At 58.4% G+C, this 6,734-nt stretch carries 10 protein-coding genes; 2 read left to right on the plus strand and 8 right to left on the minus strand.

Translation table 11 applies throughout. From position 1 onward, the window contains the following. Positions 1 to 110: 110 nt before the first annotated feature. The gene (locus GSQ83_RS23515; RefSeq protein WP_158805310.1) at positions 111 to 1,151 is read left to right on the plus strand and encodes an IS110 family transposase; all 1,041 of its coding nucleotides are present in this window, start codon (positions 111 to 113) and stop codon (positions 1,149 to 1,151) included. Between the two features lie 268 nt (positions 1,152 to 1,419). Here GSQ83_RS23515 and GSQ83_RS31490 read toward each other — a convergent pair whose 3' ends face one another. The 6 genes from GSQ83_RS31490 to GSQ83_RS23545 all read right to left on the minus strand — a co-directional run bounded on the left by GSQ83_RS31490 (position 1,420) and on the right by GSQ83_RS23545 (position 5,260). Continuing rightward, positions 1,420 to 1,686 carry an aminoglycoside phosphotransferase family protein gene (locus tag GSQ83_RS31490; RefSeq protein ID WP_371418064.1) on the minus strand — a complete coding sequence of 89 codons (267 nt, stop codon included), beginning with the start codon at positions 1,684 to 1,686 and terminating at the stop codon, positions 1,420 to 1,422. Further along, positions 1,638 to 2,297 carry an aminoglycoside phosphotransferase family protein gene (locus GSQ83_RS23525; protein WP_158805312.1) on the minus strand — a complete coding sequence of 220 codons (660 nt, stop codon included), beginning with the start codon at positions 2,295 to 2,297 and terminating at the stop codon, positions 1,638 to 1,640. The genes GSQ83_RS31490 and GSQ83_RS23525 overlap by 49 nt, the downstream gene beginning before the upstream one ends. 69 nt (positions 2,298 to 2,366) lie before the next feature. Beyond that, positions 2,367 to 2,906 carry an MltR family transcriptional regulator gene (locus GSQ83_RS23530; RefSeq protein WP_158805313.1) on the minus strand — a complete coding sequence of 180 codons (540 nt, stop codon included), beginning with the start codon at positions 2,904 to 2,906 and terminating at the stop codon, positions 2,367 to 2,369. 29 nt (positions 2,907 to 2,935) lie between these two features. After that, positions 2,936 to 3,811 (minus strand): abortive infection family protein, encoded by an 876-nt coding sequence (locus GSQ83_RS23535; protein ID WP_158805314.1) that lies wholly within the window; start codon positions 3,809 to 3,811, stop codon positions 2,936 to 2,938. Between the two features lie 28 nt (positions 3,812 to 3,839). Continuing rightward, complete coding sequence (locus tag GSQ83_RS23540; protein ID WP_158805315.1) at positions 3,840 to 4,409, minus strand: recombinase family protein; 570 nt, start codon at positions 4,407 to 4,409, stop codon at positions 3,840 to 3,842. 116 nt (positions 4,410 to 4,525) lie between these two features. Next, positions 4,526 to 5,260 carry a bifunctional 2-polyprenyl-6-hydroxyphenol methylase/3-demethylubiquinol 3-O-methyltransferase UbiG gene (locus tag GSQ83_RS23545; RefSeq protein ID WP_158805316.1) on the minus strand — a complete coding sequence of 245 codons (735 nt, stop codon included), beginning with the start codon at positions 5,258 to 5,260 and terminating at the stop codon, positions 4,526 to 4,528. Between the two features lie 75 nt (positions 5,261 to 5,335). Between GSQ83_RS23545 and GSQ83_RS23550 the strand changes: the two genes are divergently transcribed. Next, positions 5,336 to 5,494, plus strand: coding sequence for a hypothetical protein (locus GSQ83_RS23550; protein ID WP_158805317.1), 159 nt, complete (start codon positions 5,336 to 5,338; stop codon positions 5,492 to 5,494). Between the two features lie 299 nt (positions 5,495 to 5,793). On the opposite strand, the gene GSQ83_RS23555 is transcribed toward GSQ83_RS23550, so the two are convergent. Both GSQ83_RS23555 and GSQ83_RS23560 read right to left on the minus strand, forming a co-directional pair. Next, positions 5,794 to 6,048 carry a hypothetical protein gene (locus tag GSQ83_RS23555; protein ID WP_158805318.1) on the minus strand — a complete coding sequence of 85 codons (255 nt, stop codon included), beginning with the start codon at positions 6,046 to 6,048 and terminating at the stop codon, positions 5,794 to 5,796. A 78-nt stretch (positions 6,049 to 6,126) separates the two neighbouring features. Continuing rightward, positions 6,127 to 6,549 (minus strand): hypothetical protein, encoded by a 423-nt coding sequence (locus GSQ83_RS23560; protein WP_158805319.1) that lies wholly within the window; start codon positions 6,547 to 6,549, stop codon positions 6,127 to 6,129. Between the last annotated feature and the right edge of the window lie 185 nt (positions 6,550 to 6,734).

The following is a 6,734-nucleotide window of genomic DNA, read 5'->3' on the forward strand; positions in this document are numbered from 1 at the left end:
AGATGGGGTGATTGGGGCTTTACCCCGGTGAACCCGGTGGCTGCTCCTCTCTGGATAGGTGAACGTGGTCCGGTGTGTGGATCGGCCACAAGGATCGGGGAGAAGCAGCCGTGGGTTACTTTGCCGGATTGGACGTGTCGTTGGAAGAGACCGCAATCTGCGTCGTCGACGATATCGGTTGCATTGTGCGTGAAGCGCGTGCGGCGAGCGAGCCGGAGGCACTGATCGCTTTCTTCAAGACATGCGAAATGAAGATAGAGCGGGTCGGGCTGGAGGCGTGTTCGCTGACGGCGTGGCTGCATGCGCGACTGACCGAGGCCGGCCTTCCGGCGATCTGTATAGAGGCTCGCCAGGCCAAAGCGGCGATGGGGGCGATGCCAAACAAGACCGACCGCAACGACGCGCGCGGGATCGCGCAGATCATGCGTACCGGCTGGTATCGCGCGGTTCACGTTAAAAGCCCGTCCTGCCAATCCTGGCGAGCGCTGCTGACGGCGAGGCGCCTGATGCTCAACAAGCGCCGTGACGTGGAGAATGGAGTGCGGGCGCTGCTGCGTGAGGCCGGGCTGAAGGTCGGCACACCAAGTCGCAAGGACTTCTCGGCCCGCGTGCGCGAACTGGCCGGCGATGACCGCGTGCTCGCAGCTCTGTCGGAATCTCTCTTGGCCGCAATCGAGACCATGAACCAAGAGGTCGAGAGGCTGACCAAGCGCGTGTTTGACGAGGTGAAGGTCGAGCCGACGTGCCGGCGGTTGATGACGGTGCCCGGTGTCGGCCCACTCACAGCTTTGACGTTCCGCGCCACCATTGACCAGCCAAACCGCTTCCGAAAGTCGCGCGACGTGGGCGCCCATCTCGGCCTCACGCCCCGGCGCTACCAATCTGGGGAAACTGACGTGCAAGGGCGGATCAGCCGATGCGGCGACGAGTTGGCCCGCACTGCGCTCTACGAGGCGGCTCATTCGCTGCTGATCCGCAGCAGCAAATGGTCGGCGTTGCGAGCATGGGGAATGACCATTGCCAAGCGCCGGGGCATGGCGCGCGCCCGGGTCAGTGTGGCGCGCAAGCTAGCGGTGATCTTGCACCGCATGTGGGCCGACGGCAGCGACTTCCGCTACAGCAAGCACACCGCAGCGGTCGCTGCGGTGTGACGAGGAAAGTTCCAGATTCCGCCTGAAAAGGCGGATGCCACGTCGTTCCCGTGGGGACGATGGGCGAGGCGATCTCGTTGAGAGTCCGGAACCGGCGCGGCAGCGATGCCCCGAAGGTCGTGAAACAGATTGAGACGTCTCGCCTTCCTGACCCCATCATGCGGCGGCCCCGCGCCGACCGCGAAGAGAAGCAAGTGACCTACGGGAATGGCGGCCGGCGAGGAAAGAGGAGCAGCTTGACACCAACAACCCCAATCAGAGAGGTCTCTCAGATGTTTGATATTGGAAAATCAGGGTGAGAATTCGGTCTGGTCGCCGGTAAAGTGATACAGGTTTCAGCAATGTTCGCCATTGCCAGAGCCAGGCTAGGATCGTGCCCATCCTCTATCGACCAGCAAGCCGACAAACAGGCATGAGCGAAAACGTAGGACAGCAAGCGGTCGCGGCTGAGTTTCAAGGCGGTCGCCATGATGTCGGCCTGACGCATTAGCCGGTCCAGGTTCTGCACAATCTCGGGCAGGGATGAGGGTTGCATAAGGCATTGGCCGCATCATAGGCCCGGTCGCCAACAAGCCCCTTTGGGTCAATGGCCAGCCAGCCACGCCCTGCCTGCCGTATGTTCTCGTGATGAATGTCGCCATGCAGGACATGCGGCGGGCCTTGATCGGTCAGGAGTTCGCGGGCCACGGCTGCGCCGCGCACGAAAAGCGACCTTGCGCCCTGTCGGTGGTCGTCACCGGCTTTCTCGAACAAGGATTGAAATCGTCTCAGCAGCGGCGTCAGGTTGGATGGAAATTCTGACTGACTGACCGAATGCAGATTGTTGAGGACACCGGCAATGATCTTTGTTGCTTCGTCGTCCCGCCCGGCTTTCACCAACTCCGATAGGTCGCCGCCTTCTGCATATTCCAGAAGCATCGCGCCCGCGTCATGCCGCCATAGCTGGATAGCGCCCTGCCCATCATACCATTGCAAAGCGTCAGCAGCGGCGCGTTCATCTTCTGCACCTGTCTCCGACAATATCTTTAAAACAGCCGTCTCGCCGGATGCCTGAACCTTATAAAGATCGCTTGTAAATGTCCGTGCAAGCGGCTCTGGCCTAGAGAGGTTCCATTGTTCGACATAGTGCTCTAGGGCTCTTTTCATTGCGTATTATAATCTATATTCCGCTAATTTCCACAATGGTGATTATCGGTCGTTCGGTATAGCACTCTCTCAGATCGGCCACGCCTCGGATTTCAATCTTTTCCGGGCTACATACACAGGTCGATTTGTCAGGTTTAAGATTAGAGCGGTGGCAGCGGTCGTGAATCGGCCTCGGGCATCCACAGTGACATCCCCATGGTCCTGTGCTGCCATGGTCAAGTTGTAACAAAGATCATGGATTTCCTGCGTTTCAAACGAAGCATGGACATGATGAGCAAAGCGGTTTCTGATCCGCCTTAAAATCGCAAGCTCCTTAAACTCGCGCTCCGAAATCAGCCCCAGGGAAAAGGCGGCGGCACTTCTGGTGCTGAACGCGCCAAGGGGCGCGTTAAACCCTTCCACAAGGCGCTTGCCTGCATCGCTCTCAACAAAAAAAGCTAGCAGTATTTGGCGTATCAAGTCGTCCAGATAGCTGCACGAAATTAGCACACTGCCCCGTGCGCTTTCCTTGTTCAAACCTGGCAAAAAATCGAAGAAGTCCCGCAAATGTGGGTGGGTTTCTTCAAGCTGTCGATGCCGGTCTACGGGCTTGCTTTCTTCATCGGTCATGGCATTCCATACTAGCTAATTCTTCGTGCTTAATGCACGCGGAGCGGCTTTGTTGGAAACTTCTTCTGCCAAGTTTCGATGATGAACAGAGCTATACCGCTTGCCGTGTGGATGGCCAATCGTGCGATCCGGGCATCTATCCGCCGAAAGCCGCGCCCTCGGCCATGGGCGTCGCCGGCGTGTGTGCGCAAAGCACCGATCCCTATAATCGTAGAATTCAAGCCCCCTAGAATCGCCCTCACATCGTTGGCAATGTCCGGAGCCATATCCTCTTTGCCAGGAGCCAAACCCAGAGGGTCCCGCACGGCCTTGTATAACCCCTGAATGTCGAGTTGCATGGGAAGGGGCAATCCTAGCTCGGCCAAAATGGACCGGCACAGGCTTTCAATGACAGAGCAGGCCGCCGTAACGGCGTCTTCCGGGTCTGTTTCCACGCTGGCAAGCGCACGGTCTAGGTCGCGCTGCACCGTGTCGAAATCAATAACCGCCAGGGTGGCGGCAAGGGAGGTGATCGCCGGGGCAGAAGTTCCGCGCTTCAGCAGGCGGACATCAATGCCCTGCTGCTGTAGCTCGTATCCATCATGCATAAGATATTTGTTCAGATAGCCAATAACGCTCTCAAGCTTTTCGGGCTGGTCGATGAAGTCACGTGGATCGGCGGCTTTTTCGACAATGGTTTTAAGATTTTCGGCGGAGCCTTCTTCCATCGTCTGGATGATTGCAGCGGTCAGAGTCGGAAGGCGTGACCCAGCGCCAACGCTCATCGTCACGCCGCATTGGCGCATGTAGCGTTCGAGCTTAGGGCCTGAGCGATAAAAACCGATGGGCGGCGTCGTGTCATTTCCACTGCCTCCGGAAATCACATCCACCAAAGCCTCGATGGTTTGCGGCGCAAGTTTCAGCATTTACGAACCTTCGTCACGCCTCGTCCCGTCATGCTCTAAGCCTCGAAATCGTGGCCTTGCTGACGTTGTAGCTGTCGGCCAGCTCTTGCAGCGTCGCGCCGTTCTGCCGCCTCTGGCGGGCTTCTGCTGCCTGTTGCGTGGTCAGGGCGGACGGTCGGCCCATATGCTGCCCTCGCGCCGTTGCCCGGCTCCGGCCCTCTGCCGTGCGCGTCCTGATAAGGTCGCGCTCCACGTCGGCCAGCCCGCCCAGCACGGCCAGCATCAAGCGCCCGGTGCTGGTCGAGCTATCGGCCCACGGCTCCGCCAGTGATTGGAATTGTCCTCCCGCGTCCACGATCTGCTTGACGATGCTGAACAGGTCGAAGGTCGAGCGGGCCAGCCGGTCAATGCGGGTAACGGTCACCACGTCGCCGGGGGACAGGGCTTTCAGCATCCGTTGCAGTTCGCGCCGCTCCGTCCTCGCGCCGGTCGCCTTTTCCCGGTAAGTCCTAGCGCACCCTGCTGCCTTCAACTGCTCAAGCTGCGCGTCGAGCGTCTGCCCGTAGGTGCTGACGCGGGCGTATCCGAGAGTGCGATTTTGCAGCTGCGATTCGGTCATATCTTCTGCAGACGCTAACTTATTGGCAAGGCTCACGCCAGCCTAATTTGCAGAAGTCTTGAATTGTGCAAAGGACCGGGTGTGAAAAGCGCCTGGAAGGGGTTTGTTATAGGAATTCAGGCTACGGCGCTGATGATCGGCTGGTAATATCCGCTTTCGTCCGGGGACACTGTTCTGACGGATTTGAAGCCCGCCTTTTCAGTAAGTGCGGCAACCTCGTCGGGGGTGATGGCGCGATAGGTGCCGGTAACATGGTGGGATTGCCAGCCGAGGGCGTTTTCAAAGGTCAGATACAAGTGGAAGCGATAGCGCCGCTCGTCCGTCCAGTCCCATACCTGGTGTACAAACCGGCGAAACACTCCATCCTGAAAAAAGGCCGGGGGCATCATGGCTGGCCGGTCGAGCATGAGCTTCCCGTAGTCCCTTAGGCTCAACAACAGGGTGCCGTTTGGCTTTAGACGGGTCCGCATTGCCTTTAGAGCGGTCGATATTTCTTCGTCGCTGTCGAGATGTGGCAAAGAATTATCCATGCACATCACCGCCGCATACCGGCCCGGCTCCGAGGTGGTGAGGGTCCGCATATCGTCGGCGCGAAAGCCGACAGAGAGTCCTAAACTAGCTGCCTCGCGCTGCGCCCGCTCGACCTCGCCCGGTGAAATGTCAGTGCCTTCCATCTCGTAACCTAGGGCCGCAAGGCCAAGGGCCTGTGTGCCAATGCCGCAAGCGCAGTCAAGCACCGGGCCAGCCTCTTCAGGCGAAGGCAGCAACCGAGAAATAATACTGGCCTGCCGCTCTATAGAAGAATGCCAGTCCTGAAAAATAAGACGATAAAACGGTGTCAAGGTTGTCATAAGCTAATGTTGTATTGGTCATTTTTTTGATCTGGCTATACTGTCTGGGGCCTTACAATACAGGAATATGGCTCGATGACCGAAAATAATAGAAGAATCGTAAAGAAGCGTCCAGAATACAATCTGCGGGTGCCAAGCGATGTGCGCGAGGCGGATTTAGCGCGGTATATCGATGATATCTTTCACGAGCTGGCTGGTGGTGGGGACGAAGTGAGGCGGGCGGCGGAATATTAAGTGTTTTCCACAATGGTGATTATCAGTCATTTGCAAAACTGATTGCCGCTTTCCCGGCTGCGTCTCACACCTTCCGCCTCTGGGCCATCAACATGTGCAGCGCGTTCGGCGTCGGGGGCAGACCGTCATAGAGCGGCGTCCAATCTTCCGAGCGGATTTCTGGCTCCTTTTCCATGCTGTCACGCATGGCCAGGTAATTTCTAGGCCATGAGCAACCACGTCCCCGATGGGGACGCCATCGAGCGCCGCCCGGCGATGCAGCGCCGCGACAAGTTCTTCGTCGAGAGGTGAATCGATCATCATTTGCCGGTGCTGTCGCGGATATGGCGGCGCAGCTCGGCTATTGCGGCGGCACTTGTTGCCCGGTGAGTCCGCTGCCGCACTGGCGGACCCGCAAAAGATGCCCTCATTCCAATCATCACGCTCCTGATGTCGGCAAGAGCGGATCGCACAGCGTCCATCCGTTCGATGAACTGCATATCCCTTTCATCATTGCCCTGCTCGGCTCTCATCAAGGCGATGATCTCGGCATTGCGCATCAGCACGGCGTCCACCTTCGCCGTGCCTTCATCTATCTGGTCAAGCGGCTCGGGTCGCGCCATTGCCTTTGTTCCGCTGCTCAAAAAGGGATGTCATCGTCCAGGTCGCTCATCTGCGTAAACCATCACGCCCAGGCGGACGGTCCAAAATTCCTGTTTGGCGTAAAGCGCATAAGCCTCCCGGTTCGTTAGTTCGCCATATTCCTCGGCGAAGCGGGCAAACTCATGGTCCGATGGCGGCGCGTCACACCATGCGGGCCGCTCCTGGCGGGCCTGGTGGATCAGGGCTTCATCCCATACGGGGCTATGCGCGATCAGCTTGAACCCCTCGTAGCAGTGATAGGTTATCATCATGCGTGGCCATCGGTCGGGGTCGATCTCGAACACCGCTTCCTCGGCCTCCGATAGCTGCCACCAGTCGGACCCGGTGAATTTGTCGGGGTTGGCTGCTGCCTCGGCCTCGGATTTAACGATTTCCGCCGCCAGCTGGTCTTTCAGGGTCGCAGGCGCGGACATGCATCCTCCAAAACGATCAGAAACCCCGATGTTTTGCTCGGCTGATGGCCTCTAAGCTTTTTAAGGTGCCTCCGTTGTAGCGCGACACGACTGATGGCCGGTCCTGTTGCCTCATCCAAAAATGTTACCAGAGACTTCGCCCTTGTCGCGGGGGATCGTTCCGCCTCCATCTACTGCACTTCCAT

The organism is Acidisoma sp. L85, assembly GCF_009765865.1.
Classification (GTDB): Bacteria; Pseudomonadota; Alphaproteobacteria; order Acetobacterales; family Acetobacteraceae; genus Acidisoma.

Bases quoted from the DNA above. Each gene is read 5' to 3' on its own strand.
- GSQ83_RS23540 (WP_158805315.1), bottom strand. From the start codon at position 4,409: ATGACCGAATCGCAGCTGCAAAATCGCACTCTCGGATACGCCCGCGTC.
- GSQ83_RS23545 (WP_158805316.1), bottom strand. From the start codon at position 5,260: ATGACAACCTTGACACCGTTTTATCGTCTTATTTTTCAGGACTGGCAT.
- GSQ83_RS31490 (WP_371418064.1), bottom strand. From the start codon at position 1,686: ATGCAACCCTCATCCCTGCCCGAGATTGTGCAGAACCTGGACCGGCTA.
- GSQ83_RS23535 (WP_158805314.1), bottom strand. From the start codon at position 3,811: ATGCTGAAACTTGCGCCGCAAACCATCGAGGCTTTGGTGGATGTGATT.
- GSQ83_RS23560 (WP_158805319.1), bottom strand. From the start codon at position 6,549: ATGTCCGCGCCTGCGACCCTGAAAGACCAGCTGGCGGCGGAAATCGTT.
- GSQ83_RS23550 (WP_158805317.1), top strand. From the start codon at position 5,336: ATGACCGAAAATAATAGAAGAATCGTAAAGAAGCGTCCAGAATACAAT.
- GSQ83_RS23525 (WP_158805312.1), bottom strand. From the start codon at position 2,297: ATGAAAAGAGCCCTAGAGCACTATGTCGAACAATGGAACCTCTCTAGG.
- GSQ83_RS23530 (WP_158805313.1), bottom strand. From the start codon at position 2,906: ATGACCGATGAAGAAAGCAAGCCCGTAGACCGGCATCGACAGCTTGAA.